General features: G+C 51.7%; 17 protein-coding genes. 3 read left to right on the forward strand and 14 right to left on the reverse strand.

What is annotated here, in order from left to right:
• Positions 1 to 4: 4 nt before the first annotated feature.
• The 14 genes from ABWW03_RS00585 to murJ form a co-directional block, all read right to left on the reverse strand.
• Positions 5 to 613, reverse strand: a complete 609-nt coding sequence (locus ABWW03_RS00585) for a pilus assembly PilX family protein (RefSeq protein WP_353405739.1) — start codon at positions 611 to 613, stop codon at positions 5 to 7.
• The gene (locus ABWW03_RS00590) at positions 613 to 1,704 is read right to left on the reverse strand and encodes a PilW family protein (protein WP_353405740.1); all 1,092 of its coding nucleotides are present in this window, start codon (positions 1,702 to 1,704) and stop codon (positions 613 to 615) included. Before ABWW03_RS00590 ends, ABWW03_RS00585 begins: the two co-directional genes overlap by 1 nt.
• The gene (pilV, locus tag ABWW03_RS00595) at positions 1,701 to 2,210 is read right to left on the reverse strand and encodes a type IV pilus modification protein PilV (protein ID WP_353405741.1); all 510 of its coding nucleotides are present in this window, start codon (positions 2,208 to 2,210) and stop codon (positions 1,701 to 1,703) included. Before pilV ends, ABWW03_RS00590 begins: the two co-directional genes overlap by 4 nt.
• Positions 2,204 to 2,767 (reverse strand): GspH/FimT family pseudopilin, encoded by a 564-nt coding sequence (locus ABWW03_RS00600; RefSeq protein ID WP_353405742.1) that lies wholly within the window; start codon positions 2,765 to 2,767, stop codon positions 2,204 to 2,206. The genes pilV and ABWW03_RS00600 overlap by 7 nt, the downstream gene beginning before the upstream one ends.
• Positions 2,768 to 2,947: 180 nt before the next feature.
• Entirely contained in the window at positions 2,948 to 3,880 is a 933-nt protein-coding gene (gene ispH, locus ABWW03_RS00605) for a 4-hydroxy-3-methylbut-2-enyl diphosphate reductase (protein WP_353407100.1), read from the reverse strand.
• Positions 3,881 to 3,882: 2 nt separating this feature from the next.
• Positions 3,883 to 4,341 (reverse strand): FKBP-type peptidyl-prolyl cis-trans isomerase, encoded by a 459-nt coding sequence (locus tag ABWW03_RS00610; RefSeq protein ID WP_353407102.1) that lies wholly within the window; start codon positions 4,339 to 4,341, stop codon positions 3,883 to 3,885.
• Positions 4,342 to 4,398: 57 nt separating this feature from the next.
• Positions 4,399 to 4,935 (reverse strand): signal peptidase II, encoded by a 537-nt coding sequence (lspA, locus tag ABWW03_RS00615; protein ID WP_353405743.1) that lies wholly within the window; start codon positions 4,933 to 4,935, stop codon positions 4,399 to 4,401.
• Complete coding sequence (gene ileS / locus ABWW03_RS00620) at positions 4,922 to 7,726, reverse strand: isoleucine--tRNA ligase (protein WP_353405744.1); 2,805 nt, start codon at positions 7,724 to 7,726, stop codon at positions 4,922 to 4,924. The genes lspA and ileS overlap by 14 nt, the downstream gene beginning before the upstream one ends.
• 41 nt (positions 7,727 to 7,767) lie before the next feature.
• Entirely contained in the window at positions 7,768 to 8,715 is a 948-nt protein-coding gene (ribF, locus tag ABWW03_RS00625) for a bifunctional riboflavin kinase/FAD synthetase (protein WP_353405745.1), read from the reverse strand.
• A 100-nt stretch (positions 8,716 to 8,815) separates the two neighbouring features.
• A complete protein-coding gene (locus tag ABWW03_RS00630) occupies positions 8,816 to 9,136 on the reverse strand; it encodes a DUF3301 domain-containing protein (protein WP_353405746.1) in 321 nt (106 codons plus the stop codon).
• Positions 9,136 to 9,678: a DUF1415 domain-containing protein gene (locus ABWW03_RS00635; RefSeq protein WP_353405747.1), complete on the reverse strand. Its 543-nt coding sequence runs from the start codon at positions 9,676 to 9,678 to the stop codon at positions 9,136 to 9,138. Before ABWW03_RS00635 ends, ABWW03_RS00630 begins: the two co-directional genes overlap by 1 nt.
• Positions 9,679 to 9,702: 24 nt before the next feature.
• Entirely contained in the window at positions 9,703 to 10,557 is an 855-nt protein-coding gene (locus ABWW03_RS00640; protein WP_353405748.1) for a 3-hydroxyacyl-CoA dehydrogenase family protein, read from the reverse strand.
• Positions 10,558 to 10,662: 105 nt separating this feature from the next.
• Positions 10,663 to 11,361, reverse strand: coding sequence for a GGDEF domain-containing protein (locus ABWW03_RS00645; protein WP_353405749.1), 699 nt, complete (start codon positions 11,359 to 11,361; stop codon positions 10,663 to 10,665).
• Positions 11,362 to 11,396: 35 nt separating this feature from the next.
• Positions 11,397 to 12,986 carry a murein biosynthesis integral membrane protein MurJ gene (murJ, locus tag ABWW03_RS00650; RefSeq protein ID WP_353405750.1) on the reverse strand — a complete coding sequence of 530 codons (1,590 nt, stop codon included), beginning with the start codon at positions 12,984 to 12,986 and terminating at the stop codon, positions 11,397 to 11,399.
• 216 nt (positions 12,987 to 13,202) lie between these two features.
• Here murJ and ABWW03_RS00655 point away from each other — a divergent pair, with 216 nt between their 5' ends.
• Genes ABWW03_RS00655 through pxpB form a run of 3 tightly spaced genes read left to right on the forward strand, consistent with a single transcriptional unit; the run spans position 13,203 to position 15,478 of the window.
• The gene (locus tag ABWW03_RS00655) at positions 13,203 to 14,009 is read left to right on the forward strand and encodes a putative hydro-lyase (protein ID WP_353405751.1); all 807 of its coding nucleotides are present in this window, start codon (positions 13,203 to 13,205) and stop codon (positions 14,007 to 14,009) included.
• A gap of 27 nt (positions 14,010 to 14,036) precedes the next feature.
• The gene (locus ABWW03_RS00660; RefSeq protein ID WP_353405752.1) at positions 14,037 to 14,768 is read left to right on the forward strand and encodes a 5-oxoprolinase subunit PxpA; all 732 of its coding nucleotides are present in this window, start codon (positions 14,037 to 14,039) and stop codon (positions 14,766 to 14,768) included.
• Entirely contained in the window at positions 14,768 to 15,478 is a 711-nt protein-coding gene (gene pxpB, locus ABWW03_RS00665) for a 5-oxoprolinase subunit PxpB (RefSeq protein WP_353405753.1), read from the forward strand. The genes ABWW03_RS00660 and pxpB overlap by 1 nt, the downstream gene beginning before the upstream one ends.
• Position 15,479 lies beyond the last annotated feature (1 nt).

Consider the following 15,479-nt stretch of genomic DNA (forward strand, 5'->3'; position numbering starts at 1 on the left):
ACGCTCAAAAAGATTCAGCTGTTTTGTAGGTGGTTTGAACAATTGAATAAATCTGGGGATCTTGAGCCCATCCAATTGCAACAATTCGGTAGTGAAAAACCGGCGTTGGTTTTGCCTGATTACCATTCAAGGAAACCGGCTGAGTCCCAAGCACTTGAGTACCGAGAAATTCAATAATGTATCGTGGATCCTTCGCTGTGCTCGGCAGGGTATCCGCCGTCGCGGCCACTGCCACACTGTTATCATCAGTCCAAGCCCCTGGGTCATGATAATCTGCAAAATTGGCATCAACAGATACAGCTTCCAACAAGCCTTCCTGATTGTTTTTTGTATTCGAATACAAACCATCAGTTACGCTTTTAAATTTAGTGTATGGGCTGTGTGCGTTTTGATTCAGATATAAAACTGCCGCCCTTGAGCCAGCTTCAGCAGCGTGCAGAGACATTTGGATTTGCTTCTCATTCGAGGCCATACGAGCCTGCAAAGTGCTGCTCGACATGGAGGCAATCGCCACAACAGACATAACCAACAGAATAACCAGAGCCACAATCAAAGTGACCCCACGCTGTCGAGAGAGAGGAGAGAGCATCGGTCGTTGAGTATAAACGCTCATCACAACTCCACCACCGGATTCTTCAACATAATGACCTGGGACAACTCGCGACTAATGCGTTTTGAAGCAGAATTATCGTTTGTGCCAGTAACTTCAATAGCGCTCAAGGTCACGTCCATCTTGATTCTATCAATCCGATTCCAAGTATCAGCAGCGGCAACGGTAGAAGCATCACCAAAACTCACCAGATTGTTATCACGCCACCCATATTCAACCTGAAAATCCAGAACTCCATCCATAATTTCCTGGCCGTTACGGAATAAACCGCAATACTGTGGGCTGTTCATGTCGCATTGAGCACTCCCACCATTGTCATTAATCTGCGTGGCGGCTTCACTTAAACCAACCTCATAGCTGTACCCCCCCTGCCCTGCCAGGTATAAACGAGCACGAGGACGGCCGTCTGAAATATCGTCATTCAGTCCGCGGAAGCTAATTGTGGTATCGACATTCTGATTGGTTTGACCCGCGTTAGGGCGACCTGTAGGGATGGGAGTTCCGCGTGCAAGCTGAACCACGCCGTTTGAACCGGGATCATTTGTGACCAGAAAAACAGCGGCATAATTACAATCTGTGAGTACCGCAATATCCCACTGCTTAATGGAATTGTACGCCAACTGAAAGTTAATGCTGTTATCGAGGGTCATGGACGTATCCGTACCCACAGCAAACTCACTCATCAACGGGACGGATCTTGCGGTTGCAAAACGGAAAAATACTTCGTCGGTATTATTGATCCCGGAATTATCCAGACCACTAATAGACGAACCAAAATTATTCACCTCAGGAACGCCATTGGCATCAACGCCAGTATTATTCGCCAGCAGATTAATGACCCTGCTGTCATCGTCTAAACGTGGCACACAACCAAGAAAGCCGGAAGACGCGCCCTCGTCTGTAATGCGATTACTAACAAAACGAATATTTTCCTGAATTCGGGATAGCCCTTCTTGGCTACGCTGAGTCTCTATCGAGGTGAGATACAGTTGAACAACTCCCGCCATAATCAACAAACCGATGGTAATCGAAACCATCAATTCGATTAAGCCAACACCGCGTTGTTGGTGTTTAAATGTCATAAGTGTATTCACAGTCTAAACTCCAACTTTACGCAGGTCAGATCCACATCAGGGTTACCACCACAGGCTGTTCCAGAAGCACCTGTCAACTGGTCATCCCACATTACCGTGACTTCATGTACGCCATCAGCATTTATTGCAACAGTGCCGCGTCCCGCTGGCAAACGACTTTTAATCTCTTCGGCCCACTGACCTTCGTCCATGGTCTTTATGGTGGCCTGATTACAATCCACGTTACATACCGTCGCGGAACCGCTCACACTTTCAGTATCGATATTGTCATAAAGACCATCATCTGCCGTAGTAAACTGATTGTTGTTCGCACCTATACGGTTGGCCATATCTCTGGCCAGCACAATAGCAACCGAGGAAAACATTGCGCTTTGATTGCTTCTTTGGCCGGAATTCTGCAGTGCCAATGTACCCAGCAAACCAACCGCCAACAAAAACAAAGCAACCATGACTTCAATCATAGTTGCGCCAGACTGACGATCTATCACGGCTGATTTCCTTAACATGAGTTTGTTCCTTTGCGTACTGAAAAGGAGCCCGTTGGCATAATCGTAATCGTTGCCGATCGGAACTCATCATTGTTGTCTTTAGCATTACCTGCACACACCTGAAGAGCATAGCCTTCAGCTCTGATTGGCGTCCCATCCGCGTTAAAGCCAATTTCGTTATTCACCGAGGAAATGGTCATACGACCTGAAGAGAATCGCTCCGAATTCAACAGGCAATCTTCGTTATCCGCACAGTTACCAGACCCCAAATCAGCCGCAGTATTGTTGTCACGGTCGAGAAACATGATCCAACCATCACCAAATTGCTGCTTGCCACTTCCGCGACATGAAGTGCCGTTAGTGCTCCCACAAATAACCACGGGTGCGCGACGAGTCACGGCCTCAGAGCGAGCCATTTGAAGAGAGGTTTTAAACTTATCGAGATTGGCTCTCATTTGACCTCGTTCACTCATGGATGTGAGACCAGGCACTGCGTAAGCCATGATGATTGCGATAATAGAAACCACAATCAGCAACTCGATTAAGGTAAAGCCATTTTTAGGGAACTTTTTCATATCTTAGGTATACCAGAATGGACCGTTCAAATATTCTTATGGAGGATCGGCGGTGAAATGTGGCGATAAAGTGCTACGTCACCGATCAGCGGTCGATGATAAGCGGATGTTGGCTGTCAATGCAAAGCAGCCATCCAAGAAAGAAATCACTGAAATTCAGTAACTTAGAAAGAGCGGGTTCTAGCGCAGCTCTTTAGGTAAGGAAAAGCTAACATTCTCCTCCTGACCGTTCATCTCCGCTGGTGCACTGGCACCCAAACCTTGCAATCGCTTGATCACATCCTGTACGAGCACCTCTGGCGCAGAGGCGCCGGCACTGATGCCAATAGATGAAATGGATGCCAACCATCCCGCATCAATATCTTCTGCAGTATCGATCAAAAACGCTTTGGCGCCACAGCGCTCGGCCAACTCGCGCAAACGATTGGAATTCGAACTATTGGGTGAGCCGACCACCAACACCAACTCGTTTTCCAAGGCCAACTGCTTGATTGCATCCTGGCGATTCTGAGTGGCGTAACAAATATCGTTCTTTCTGGGCCCGCGAATCTCCGGAAAGCGCTGACGCAGAGCATCAATCACCTTTGCCGTATCATCCATTGACAGGGTTGTCTGGGTCACATAGGCCAGTTGAGACGGATCTCGGACCTCCAGCTGAGCAACATCTTCCTCGTCTTCCACCAAGTAGATCTTGCCACCAAAACTGTCATCGAACTGCCCCATGGTTCCTTCAACTTCAGGGTGACCATTGTGGCCAATCAGAATGCACTCACTGCCTTCCCGGCTGTACTTGAGCACTTCGATATGGACTTTGGTGACCAATGGACAGGTTGCATCAAACACCTTTAGGCCTCGGTGCCTGGCTTCTTCCTGCACCGCCTTGGAAACCCCGTGAGCACTGAAGATCACAATGACGTCATCTGGCACTTCGTGGAGTTCATCAACGAATACCGCGCCCCGATCACGCAGGCTATCGACCACAAACTTGTTGTGGACAACCTCGTGGCGCACATAGATGGGTGCACCGTGAATATCCAAGGCGCGATTCACAATATCGATCGCGCGATCAACACCGGCACAAAACCCTCTGGGATTGGCAAGATTAATATGGATCATCAGTGCTTTTGCACCCCATCACAAACCGCTACTGCAATGATTTTGACCTCAAAGACCAGTTCTCGTCCAGCCAATGGATGATTGAAATCTACCTTGACGCTTTGCTCACCCACTTCGGCAATCACTCCGGGAAGCTCAGCCTGCTGAGCATCAGCAAAAGACACCATCAACCCCTCTTCCAGTTCCATATCGTCAGTAAAAGCGTCACGTGGGATGTCTTGAATATTATTGGGATTACGTTGACCAAAACCCTGCTCGGGAGAAATGGGAAATTCCTGTTCATCACCCGCACACAGTCCCATCAAAACCTGCTCGAACCCCGGCAACAAATTACCATCGCCCACACTGAAGGTCGCCGGGGCCCCATCAAAGGTGGAATCCACCAACGAGCCATCTGCCATCTTAATGGCGAAGTGCAAAGTAACTTGGGTACCTGGGCCAATGGCCAGCTCTGTCATATCAGTCATAGAAGCTTAATCACATTTGGTAACAAAAGTTGCGTGCCAGTCTTAGCACTATGATGCCGAGTCCTTGTCGCTTTCTTCCTTGTGGCGCCACAGATCAATCAGCAGCATGACAGCCCCAACACAAATGGCACTGTCGGCAATATTAAAGGAAGGCCAGCGATGCTGTTGGTAATGCAGGGAAATAAAGTCCACCACATACCCTAAAGTGAGCCGATCGTAGAGATTGCCCAAAGCTCCTCCCAAAATCAGAGCCAGCGCAAAAGGCTCCCAACGTTGCTTGGGAGAAATACGGGCAAGCCAAACGACCAGCATTCCGCTCACCACGAATGCAATACCGGAAAAAAACCAGCGCTGCCAACCACTTTCATCGCTCAAAAAGCTGAACGCTGCACCGTAGTTATATAGCAGCAACCAATCAAAAAACGGCGTCACTTCAACGGGTTGAGCGTACTCAAAGCTGGCTAAAGCCCAAGCTTTGCTTACCAGATCAGAAGCAATAATCACTGCGGCCAGGGCATACCACAGCAAGGCCTTACGCCAATACCATGGCCCTGCCAACAAACCTTTAGAATCAGGCGAACTCACGCACTTCACCTTCGCCCGCAACATTTTCGACGCAGCGACCACAAATGGTTTCGTGCTCGGTAAACTGCCCAACATCGTCACGGAAATGCCAACAACGCTCGCACTTTTCATGCTCGGATTTGTTCACCAGAATGCTCAACCCGGCCAGCTCAGTGCCCACAGCGTCTGCGGGCGCCTCGGACAAAGGCTTCACCTCAGCCGCCGAGGTAATCAAAACAAAACGCAACTCATTGGCCAAACGTTTCAGTGAGGCCTCCAACGCTTCATCACAATACAAAGTCACTTCAGCCTGCAATGAACCACCCACAACACCGTCACTACGCTTGGCTTCCAGTGTTTTATTCACTTCGGTTTTCACCGCAGCCACTTGCTGCCAGAAGGCATTATCCAAATCGGCACTGGCCTTCGCCGTTGGTATTTCATACCAGTGCTGAACAAACACAGATCCCTGACGCTCACCCGGAATATGCTGCCATAACTCATCAGCGGTGAAGCTGGTGATCGGAGCCAGCCAACGCACCATCGCTTCAATAATATGGTACAAGGCAGTCTGAGCCGAACGGCGGGCCCGGCTGTCTTCTTTACAGGTGTATTGGCGATCTTTGATGATATCCAGATAAAAACCACCCAAGTCTACTACACAGAAATTGTGCAGCTTTTGATAAATCAAATGCAGGCTGTATGCGTCGTAGGCGGCTACAAGTTCTTCTTGCAGTTCAGCTGTCCGCTCCAAAGCCCAGCGGTCCAGAGCCAACATATCGTCTATTGCCACCTGATCCTGAGCAGGATCAAAACCATTCAGGTTTGAGAGCAAGAAACGAGCGGTATTACGGATGCGGCGATAGGAATCCGCCGTGCGCTTGAAGATTTCCTTGGAAACCGTCATATCACCACTGAAATCAGTCGCCGCGACCCACAGACGCAAAACATCCGCCCCCAGCTCACCGATAATTTCTTTTGGCGGAATCACATTGCCCAGAGATTTGGACATTTTGTGGCCATTGGTATCAACGGTAAAACCATGGGTCAACACCTGCTTATAAGGCGCCTCACCATTGATCGCCATAGCCGTTTTCAGTGACGACTGGAACCAACCACGATGTTGATCAGAACCTTCCAAATACAAATCTGCGGGATACTTCAGATAGTCACGACGCTTCAACACCGCGTAATGTGTTACACCGGAATCAAACCAGACATCTAATGTATCGGTGACTTTTTTGTAGCGTTCGGCGTCCTCGCCCAGCAGCTCAGCGATGTCTAATTCAAACCAGGCTTCCATACCGTCCTGCTCGACACGCTTGGCCACTTCTTCGATCAAGCGGGGCGTATCCGGATGCAACTCTTGACTCTCTTTGTCGACAAACAACGCAATCGGCACACCCCAGGTGCGCTGACGAGAAATACACCAGTCTGGACTGGAGTCCAACATGCTATCAATGCGAGCGCGCCCCCAACCCGGGATCCACTCCACATCCTCAACGGCCTTTTTCACATCATCGCGCAAGCCTTTCTGGCTCATGCTGATAAACCATTGGGGGGTCGCACGGAAAATCAGTGGCGTCTTGGTGCGCCAGCAGTGGGGGTAACTGTGCTCGATTTTTTCCTCGCACAGCAGCGCATCTTTTTCTTTTAAGAGCTCTACTACCACAGGATCAACTTTATACACATGTTGACCCGCAAAAATCTCAACGCTGTCGCGATAAAGGCCACCATCATCAAGGTAATTCAAGGTGCCCAAACCGTAGCGCTTTCCAACATTGAAATCATCCACACCGTGATCAGGAGCCGTATGCACGCAACCCGTACCGGCGTCGGTAGTCACATGATCACCCAGAATCACGGGAATATCGCGATCATAAAATGGATGCAACAAAGACAGGTTTTCCAGAGCCTGGCCCTTGCAGCGAGACAGGATCTCAAAATTTTCCAGACCGGCCCGAGCCAGGACGGATTCGTGTAGCGCGTCAGCCAGAATCAAAATTTGCTCGCCCGCTTTGACTGCAACGTAGTCCAGATCCGCATTCATGGAAACCGCCTGACTTGAAGGCAGGGTCCATGGTGTGGTTGTCCAGATCACCACGAAGACATTATCGCTGCCGGCCAACTCCGGCATCGCGTCAGCCAATTTCGCAGACTCTTTTACCGGGTATTTAACGTCGATAGAAAACGAGGTTTTATTTTGATATTCCACCTCAGCTTCTGCCAGAGCAGAACCGCCCACGACACTCCAGTACACGGGCTTAAAGCCACGATGCAAATGGCCGTTCTCGGCGATCTTACCCAGGGCCCGAATGATATCGGCTTCAAACTGGTAATTCATGGTCAGGTAGGGATTCTCCCACTCACCAAACACACCCAGACGAATAAACTCTTTTTTCTGCCCTTCAACTTGGCGCGCAGCATAATCGCGGCATTTCTGGCGGAAGGTTTTGAAATCAAGTTTCACACCAGCTTTGCCGTTTTTCTTTTCAACCTGATTTTCAATAGGCAAGCCATGGCAGTCCCAACCGGGAACATAAGGCGCATCAAAGCCGCTCAAGGTTTTTGACTTGATAATGATATCTTTCAGAATTTTATTAAGTGAATGCCCCAGGTGAATATCACCATTGGCATACGGAGGACCGTCGTGCAGGATAAATTGCTCAGCACCTTTACGAGCTTCGCGAATCTGTTGATACAGATTATCGTCCTGCCATTTCTTCAACATGCCCGGCTCACGTTGAGCCAGGTTTGCCTTCATGGCAAAGCCAGTTTTTGGCAAATTCAATGTGGCTTTGTAATCACTCATTTGTCGTCACTTAATAATACGGGCGCAGGGTTTGCGCATTTTCACCGAGCATCAAACCAGGCCTTGGCCTGATCTCTGTCCCGATAGATCTGTTGCTTAAGCTCGTCGAGCGAAGCGAACTTCTGCTCGTCGCGCAGTTTATGTTTAAACTCCACGGCAATTTCCTGCTCGTAGATATCCCCCTCGAAATCGAACAAATGCACTTCGAGGATCGGAGTGGCTTCGCCACCAATCGTTGGGCGAACACCGACATTGGCCACACCATTAAACTGTCGGCCATCCACCAGCGTCACCTCTGTTGCAAACACGCCATTGAGGGGTGAACGGTAGCGATGCAACTGGACATTGGCTGTTGGCACATCCCATTGGCGAGCCAGCTGCTGCCCGCGAATCACCTTACCTTCAATTTTATATGGTCGCCCGAGCAGACGCTCCGCCAAACGGAAGTCACTGACTTCCAGAGCGGCCCGAATACGGGTGCTACTGATACGCTCACCGTCCAGCATCAAGGTTTGGGTGTCGGTGACTTCAAAACCGTAACGCTTACCCGCCTCCAGCAAGAACTGATAGTCCCCACTGCGATCGCAACCGAATCGGAAGTCATCCCCCACGACCAGGTATTTCACCCCCAAACCGTCCACCAGAACCTGTTTGACAAAATCTTCGGCCGACAATGAGCTGAATCGCCGGTTAAAAGTCACACAGAAAACCCGATCGATACCGGCTTCAAACAAGGCTTTAGCCTTGTCGCGCACTCGCATCAGACGGGCAGGCGCCTTCTCTCCAGAAAAGTATTCATGGGGCTGAGGCTCAAAGGTCATAACCACGGAGGCCAGTCGCAAACGCTGGGCCTGATCGCGCACTTGGCGAACAATCGCCTTATGCCCGAGGTGCACCCCATCAAATGAGCCAATCGTCACCACACTACCGCGGTGACGAGGCTGCAAATTGGCGATGCCACGAATAAACTCTTGCGCGCCCTGCTGCATGCTCTACCAGATTAGCTCGTTAAAAACACAAAAGGGCGAGTATACCGAAAAGCCCCGGACGGGCCTACCGGCGAAGCATGAATTGCTGGAAAAAACCGTCTTACTGCAAGCGATGAGGAGGCAGTTCTACGGACAGGTTGCGAGAGCCTTGCATGATTACCCACCCCTGATAGCGGTGATTACCTGTCGATGTGAATTCAAAAGCAAATTCCCGACGCAACCCCATATTGCCATTGCTTCCGCGCTGGAACTTAATGCCTTTCAGCGCGATGCTATCATCCAAGAGCTGTACGCCCTCCATATTGCAGCGTCGCGCAGCCGCCTGAAACGCCAATTCTTTCACCTTCACCGCCGACAGCCAATACCAGGCAAAAACAGCAACAGGCAACAAAGGCCACCACTGGGACAGGGTATACAACATCAGGCCTTCGCCTCCTGACAACGTTTCAAGCTCATGCGCAAAGCCTCCAGGCCCAAACGTTCGGCGTGACGGCGATTACGCTCCGGGATCTTTTCAGGGGAACTCACCTGATCCAGCGCCTCACTCAAACTGCGCTCGCGCAACAGATGAAAAACAGGCCAGGGACTGCGATTGGTATAGTTTTCAGCCGCTTCATCAGCAACACCTTCAAAACAGTAATCAGGGTGAAAACTGGCCAATTGAAACTCCCCCAGAAACCCCTGGGCTTCCAACAAGGCCTGCAGCAAATCCAGCCGCTCGAGATAATCATCGAAATCACTCAAGCCCTGAGGGGCAATCAATAGCGCGGTCTCAATACCCGGTTCAGCCTGCAGCTGATAGCAACTTTCCACAAAATCCTGCAACTGCTTCTCAAGATCAGCGGCCAGAATCTGATAATGCACCCGGTCGAGCGCCGGTGCCGCAAAAGGACAGAAATTCTCCGCCACCACGACATCTTTCACCCAGGCCTGCACCTGGGCAATGATATCCTGCGAGTTCACTGACGCATTCAAGACCGAACGCCTCTAGTTATACTCGTAAAAACCGCGGCCGGACTTTTTGCCCAACCAACCGGCTGCAACATACTTACGCAGCAGCGGCGCGGGGCGATACTTGTCTTCACCCAACTCTTTGTGGAGCACTTCCATGATGGCCAGACAGGTATCCAGGCCGACAAAATCGGCCAGGGTTAGCGGGCCCATCGGGTGATTCAAGCCCAAGCGGGCACCACGATCAATGTCATCACGGCTCGCAACCCCTTCTTCGAGAGCAAAAATAGCTTCGTTCAGGAAAGGCACCAACAAACGGTTAACAGCGAAACCCGCTTTGTCTTCGCAGCTCACGACTTCTTTGCCCATTTGTTCGGCCAAAGACTTAACCGCAAGATAGGTTTCTTCACTGGTAGCCAAACCTTTGATGACCTCTACCAACTTCATCACTGGCACAGGATTAAAAAAGTGCAGACCAATGAATTTTTCAGGACGTGAGATCGCACCCGCCATCAAAGTAATGCTGATAGAACTGGTGTTGGACGCCAGAATAGTGGAGGGCTTACACACCTTATCCAGCTCGGCGAAGAGTTTTAATTTGAGATCCAGATTTTCACTGGCCGCTTCGATGACCAGATCACAGTCGGCCAGATCAGCCAAACCATTCACTGGGGCAATGCCTGTCAGCATGGCTTGAGCCTCGGCTTCAACCAGCTTACCTTTAGCCACCTGGCCCATCAGGCGCTTCTCAATGACGGCCTTGCCTGTTTCAGCTGTTGCCAGATCGACATCCGCGAGTTTTACATCCAAACCCGTGGCAGCCGCTACTTGGGCAATTCCACCGCCCATTTGACCGGAGCCCAACACTCCCACAACTTTAATCTGTGTCATCGTCACTCCAAACGCTTTGCTATTTGCTATTAAAAAACCGCGCTAGGATAGAGCCCCGAAGAGCGTTTGGAAAGGGAAACTTGTGATCAAGAGAGGCCGGAGCGACTAGTCGTCGCCCCCGAAAAGGCTGTTCAGGGCATCCTTTTCATCACTGGAGACTTCAGCTTCCGCCTCCACTTTATGGATACCGTAACAGACCTGATTCCGGCCTTCGTTTTTAGCTTTGTACAAAAAGTCATCAGCTTCCTGTATCAGCTCTTTGGGGGAAACCTGGCTATGACGCGTATAAATACCAATCCCCAAGCTTGCCGTCATATTGATCTGCAAAGTGTCTCCCTGCTGATTGCACACGGTAACGGCCATGGATTCGATATTCTTACGCAGACGCTCAGCGACCTGCACCGCCACCAAGGCCTCGGTTGCCGGCAGAATAATGGCAAACTCTTCACCGCCATAGCGGCAGACCACATCGAGCTTTCGAAAGCTGGACAGCATGCAGTTCGCCAGGGCTTGAAGAGCCATATTGCCCGCCTCATGGCCGTAATTGTCATTGATGCTTTTAAAGAAATCGATATCCAACATGATCAGAGAAGTCGACGCACCGCTTCGACGAGTACGCTCCATCTCCTGTTCCAACGCTCGGATGAAATGACGGTAATTGGCAATGCCAGTAAGTGGATCGGTCAGCAACTGCTCTTCCAGCTTGCGCACTTCCGCAGGCCAGGGGCAAGCCTCCCCCGCTGGGCATTCGACATTCTCATAACTCGAAAACTGATAATCGCTGCTGGAAGTTTCTTTATCCATAATATGTAAGATAGTACATCTATCGGTTTAGCACGCTAATATTTCTTTTGTTTCAAATGCTTGGGACGCACTCCCGCCAGTACCAATACCAAGGCATAGCTGCACAAACCTGCCAGCACCAAGGCCAACATCGTGTAGGTCCGCTGCCACCAACCCCACTGATACCAGTCTTGCCACTGGGCATTGAGGTACAGCAAAACGGCCGCCATCGCGACATTCGCTACCAGCATACGCAGAGCAAATGCCCACCAGCCCGGCTCAGCCCGATACACGCGGTCACGCCGTAAACCTGAGAGCAGCAGACCGGCATTAATAAACGCCGAACACGAGGTGGCCAGAGCTAATCCCACATGGCCCAAATTCATATACGTATAGAGCGGCCAAACAAAGGCAATATTGAGTGCCATATTCGAGACCATGGCAATAATGCCGTATTTAACGGGGGTTTTTGTGTCTTGCCGAGAGAAATACCCGGGGGCCAGAATTTTAATCAACATGAACGCTACCAGGCCAAAAGCATAGGCCCGCAAGCTCCAGGAGGCCATGAGGATGTCTTCCGCTGAGTATTTTCCATACTGGAACAGCGTGGTCAAAATGGGTTCCGCCAGCAGAATCAAAGCCAAGGCAGCGGGCACCGCAATCAACAACACCAGGCGCAAGGCCCAATCCATGGTGGCACTGAACTGTTCTGGCTTATCCGCCGAATGCTGGCGCGACAAACTAGGCAGAATAACCGTCGCCACTGCAATCCCAAACACCCCCAGAGGCAGCTCAGCCAAACGATCAGAAAAATACAGCCAGGTGACACTGCCTAAGGGCAGCAGAGAGGCCAGCACAGTGTCCAGCAAGAGATTAATCTGGCTCACCGACACACCGAAAATTGCCGGGGCCATTAAAGCCAGAATCCGGCGAACACCTGAGTCCTTCCAATTGGGAGCCGGGTAGGGTAACAGGCGCAATTGGTACAGGAACGGCAACTGGAACAGCAATTGAACAACACCCGCCGCCAATACTCCCCAAGCCAGTGCCATTACCGGCCTCTCAAAATAAGGGCTTAAGTAGATGGCGGCGGCAATCAAACAGATATTCAATAAAACCGGCGTAAAAGCTGGCACCGCAAAACGGTCATAACTGTTGAGAATTGCTCCGGCAAAACCCGTCAAGGAAATCAACAAGAGATACGGAAAGGTGATGCGAATCATATCGCTGGCCAGCGCGTAGCGCTCACCACCTTCCATATAAAAGCCTGGCGCGAACAGCATGGTCACCAAGGGGGCTCCGGCCACCACCAAGACCGTCAAGAGTATGAGCGTGGAGCCCAAACAGCCCGCCACGGCGTTCAGTAGTTGGCGCACTGCAGCGTGGGAACCCTGCTCGCGATATTCTGACAAGACCGGAACAAAGGCTTGCGCGAAGGCACCTTCCGCAAATAGTCGCCGCATGAAATTGGGAATTTTAAAGGCAACAATAAACGCATCAGCGTTCGCGTCCGCGCCGAGAAAGCGGGCCAGAACTACGTCCCGAATCAAGCCTAATATACGAGACAAAAAGGTGAAGGTACTCACCACCATGCTGGATTTTAATAAACCCGCGCTTGCCTTAGGCTGTTGCTCCGCCCCACTCAATTGATGCACTCCCCCAATGCAGAAACCTCAGCTCGCCATTGCGGCGATATAAGCCCTGCCAAAAGCCGCCATTGTCGCACAGATCTCACCGGGGAAGACAGGCAAGCCAAGGGTGATAAATTATTTTTATCACCCTTGGCAAAGAGCATCCATTGGACATTCACCGGGCAACTCGTACCATTTCCCGTCTTGACCTTAGAATGAAGGAAGTCGGCGATGAGCACCCTTAAACAGAATTCCCAGCACCTTAGCCCCCAGCAGTTGCGGCAGGCCATTCGGAGCGGGGAACATACCGGCAACACCTCAGGTTTTTGCCCCGGTTTCGTGCAGTGCAATGTCGCCATCCTGCCCGCCGACTGGGCCAATGAGTTCCTTCAGTTCTGCCAGCTCAACCCCAAGCCCTGCCCCATCGTCGCCATGAGCAGCCAGCCCGGACAGATTGACATGCCGGAGGTCGCTCAAGATTTCGATATCCGTCAGGACGTACCCAGCTACCGTATTTTCCGCGATGGTCAATTCGAGGAAGAAGTTCACGATATCCAAGCATACTGGCGCGATGATCTGGTCACCTTTCTCTTGGGGTGTTCATTTTCGTTTGAAGAAGCCCTACTGGCAGACGGCCTGGATGTGCGTAACATTAGCCAGGGCAAAAACGTGCCCATGTACCGCAGCAACATCGCCTGCAAGCCCGCGGGACGTTTCCGCGGTGATATGGTCGTCAGCATGCGCCCCTTCAAGGCCGCTGATGCCATCCGGGCCATTCAGATCTGCAGTCGCTTTCCCAGCGTGCATGGAGCCCCCGTGCATTTTGGCGACCCGAGTCTGATCGGCATTCACGACATTCTGCAGCCGGACTACGGCGATGCGGTCGATATTGCCGAAGACGAAGTGCCGGTTTTCTGGGCGTGTGGCGTAACACCCCAGGTCGCCCTTGAGCAAGCCAAACCGCCCTTTTGCATTACCCACAGCCCTGGCTGCATGGTCGTAAGCGATCTGCCCAACAGCCGCCTGGCCATCCTGTAAGACCTAATTCAACCTGAGAGAAGAACCATGAGCCTGTTATTGAATTGCGACCTCGGCGAAAGCTTTGGCAACTGGACCATGGGCATGGATGCTGCCGTCATGCCCCACATCGATCAAGCCAATATTGCCTGTGGATTTCACGCCGGTGACCCCTTGATCATGCAACACACCCTAGCGCTGGCAAAAACCCATGGGGTCAGCGTCGGCGCCCATCCAGCCTACCCGGACCTGGTCGGCTTTGGGCGTCGCAGCATGAACGTCAGCAAAGCCGAGCTCAAAGCCATGATCAGCTATCAACTCAGCGCCCTCGAAGGCATGGCAGCCAACCAGGGCCTGAGTGTCGACTACCTCAAACCCCACGGCGCCATGTACAACGACATGATGGCCAAGACTGAGAACCGCCTTGCGATTATGGAAGCCATTGCCGAACATCACCGGCCAGTGAAGCTGATGCTGCAGGCCACCCCGCAATGGCAAAGCCATCAGGACGAGGCTCAACACATCGGTATCGACTGCTTGTTTGAAGCGTTCGCCGATCGCTGCTACGACGACGATGGCAAACTGTTGGCCCGCAGCAAGCCAGGTGCCGTTCACGACAAAGAGAAAATGCTTGCCCAGGTGATTCAGCTGGCCAAAAAAGGCACCATCACCACCGTAAGCGGACACACCTTGGAACTCCAGGCTGACACACTCTGCGTGCACGGTGACAACGCCGAAGGCGTTGCCGCCATTGCCTCAATTCGTGAGGCAATCTGCTGATGAGCAACACCTTTACGCCGCGCATTGACATCGCCGGTGCAGACGCGCTGATCGTGTATCTGGGCGAAGAAACCCGCGCCGAAATTTCCGCAGAGGTACAAAGACTCGCCCAGGGCCTGCAACATCATATCGGACAGGAATTAATTGACCTGGTGCCCTCCTACGCGTCGCTGCTGATCATTTTCAATCCTCAACAATGTGACCACCTGTGGCTGCGACAGCGAGTTCGCCAATGCCTGAGCGGTGAACACAACCGCCAACAAGACGACAGCCGCCTGGTCGAACTGCCCAGTTATTACAGTCGTGAATCCGGACCGGATCTCAGCCTGTTGGCGCAAAACGCAGGACTCAGCGAAGACGAGGTCATTGCCATGCACAGCGCAGAAGAGTACCGGGTCTATGCCATCGGTTTTGCCCCCGGTTTCGCCTACCTCGGACAAGTCGATAAGCGCATTGCCGCCCCACGTCTCGCCACACCTCGGAAAAAAGTCCCCAAGGGCGCTGTCGCCATCGCAGACAGACAAACCGCGGTCTACCCGGCCGTGTCTCCAGGTGGCTGGAACCTGATTGGCCTTTGCCCAAGTCCGATGTTTGATCCAGAACAGAAACCCCACATGCCCGTTGCAGTGGGAGACCGCATTCGTTTTCGTCCAATCAGCCGGGAAGAGTTCCTGGACCTCGGTGGCGAACTCCCAGAGTTTGAGGTGTAAC

This window comes from Pseudoteredinibacter isoporae, assembly GCF_040372805.1.
Classification (GTDB): Bacteria; Pseudomonadota; Gammaproteobacteria; order Pseudomonadales; family Cellvibrionaceae; genus Pseudoteredinibacter; species Pseudoteredinibacter isoporae_A.

Bases quoted from the DNA above. Each gene is read 5' to 3' on its own strand.
- ABWW03_RS00585 (WP_353405739.1), bottom strand. From the start codon at position 613: ATGAGCGTTTATACTCAACGACCGATGCTCTCTCCTCTCTCTCGACAG.
- pilV (WP_353405741.1), bottom strand. From the start codon at position 2,210: ATGTTAAGGAAATCAGCCGTGATAGATCGTCAGTCTGGCGCAACTATG.
- ABWW03_RS00600 (WP_353405742.1), bottom strand. From the start codon at position 2,767: ATGAAAAAGTTCCCTAAAAATGGCTTTACCTTAATCGAGTTGCTGATT.
- ABWW03_RS00610 (WP_353407102.1), bottom strand. From the start codon at position 4,341: ATGACAGAGCTGGCCATTGGCCCAGGTACCCAAGTTACTTTGCACTTC.
- ileS (WP_353405744.1), bottom strand. From the start codon at position 7,726: ATGAGTGATTACAAAGCCACATTGAATTTGCCAAAAACTGGCTTTGCC.
- ribF (WP_353405745.1), bottom strand. From the start codon at position 8,715: ATGCAGCAGGGCGCGCAAGAGTTTATTCGTGGCATCGCCAATTTGCAG.
- ABWW03_RS00630 (WP_353405746.1), bottom strand. From the start codon at position 9,136: ATGTTGTATACCCTGTCCCAGTGGTGGCCTTTGTTGCCTGTTGCTGTT.
- ABWW03_RS00640 (WP_353405748.1), bottom strand. From the start codon at position 10,557: ATGACACAGATTAAAGTTGTGGGAGTGTTGGGCTCCGGTCAAATGGGC.
- ABWW03_RS00645 (WP_353405749.1), bottom strand. From the start codon at position 11,361: ATGGATAAAGAAACTTCCAGCAGCGATTATCAGTTTTCGAGTTATGAG.
- ABWW03_RS00655 (WP_353405751.1), top strand. From the start codon at position 13,203: ATGAGCACCCTTAAACAGAATTCCCAGCACCTTAGCCCCCAGCAGTTG.
- ABWW03_RS00660 (WP_353405752.1), top strand. From the start codon at position 14,037: ATGAGCCTGTTATTGAATTGCGACCTCGGCGAAAGCTTTGGCAACTGG.
- pxpB (WP_353405753.1), top strand. From the start codon at position 14,768: ATGAGCAACACCTTTACGCCGCGCATTGACATCGCCGGTGCAGACGCG.